This window comes from Salinicola salarius (genome assembly GCF_002179555.1).
GTDB classification, from domain to species: domain Bacteria; phylum Pseudomonadota; class Gammaproteobacteria; order Pseudomonadales; family Halomonadaceae; genus Salinicola; species Salinicola salarius_A.
This window is the reverse complement of the sequence record NZ_NHOU01000116.1, coordinates 1-941: the sequence shown is the minus strand read 5'-3', so window position 1 is coordinate 941 and position 941 is coordinate 1. Positions and strand designations below refer to the sequence as shown.

The following is a 941-nucleotide window of genomic DNA, read 5'->3' as shown; positions in this document are numbered from 1 at the left end:
AAGTGTCGGCGCTGGCTTCACGGAATCAGGAAGAAATCAGGCTGGTAAAAAGCCATTAAATACCTACATTAGCCAAGACGCTAAAAAGAAGTTGAAGTCTCTATCCAAAAAGAGAGAAGAAAATATGAAGGCGACCTTAGAAGCCATTATCATGGAGGCTTACAGAAGAGAGTTCTAAGGTTATATTCAGTTGAGTTTATGAATTAAGCCGCTATTTGAAACTTCGAAGGTCGGTTGTAACCGACTTTCGAAGTTAAATGTTTATTTGGTTAGCTAACGGCTCAACTAGCTTGGCAACCTTTTTGTGAGCCAGCTTGCGCTCTTCGAAATAGTCGTAGCGGTCGTATATGCCCTCTACTCCTTTGATTTTATGATTGAGACATCGCTCAGCAACATGCCCGGGAGTACCCACTGAGGCTACGCTTTGTCTGAAAAATGATGTCTTGCTAAGCTCTGTCTGAAAAATCGACGAGCGATGGCCAGACAAGGCAAAAATCGGCGAAAAAGCGGAGTTTACAGGGAAGTAAATGAGCCTTTTGAGCCGATTTTTAACGCAGTATGGGCGAGCGCAGGCATTTTTCAGACAAAGCGTAGTAAACTTCGACATGTGCGGCGTAGGTCATGGACCGTGAATACGGGTATGTCGCCCATTCGGTTCTCTGGCTGCTGCTTGCCTGGTTCTCGACCGAAAAGCTTGGCAATAGCGTGGTTCAAAGTGTCCTTCCCCATGTGAGGGAGCTTGCTGCTGCGCCGGTTGGGAAACACGAACTCAGAGCCGCAGGCGCGAACTTGAAGCTCTTGAAACCAGTCAACGGCTTGGGAAGGCAACGGTACGATCATACCGACGCCCGACTTGCTGCGCGCTCCAGGTAGCTCCCACTGACTTTGCTCCAAGTCGAACTCCTCCCACTTGAAGTGACCCCCTCCAGAACTGCACAGGG

The 941-nt window shown here is 48.6% G+C and carries 1 protein-coding gene; it reads right to left on the bottom strand.

Features of this window, described 5'->3' with window-relative positions:
- Positions 1-579 precede the first annotated feature (579 nt).
- Positions 580-941: tyrosine-type recombinase/integrase (locus CCD76_RS19375; RefSeq protein ID WP_179208977.1), on the bottom strand; the 362-nt coding region annotated here is incomplete at its 5' end.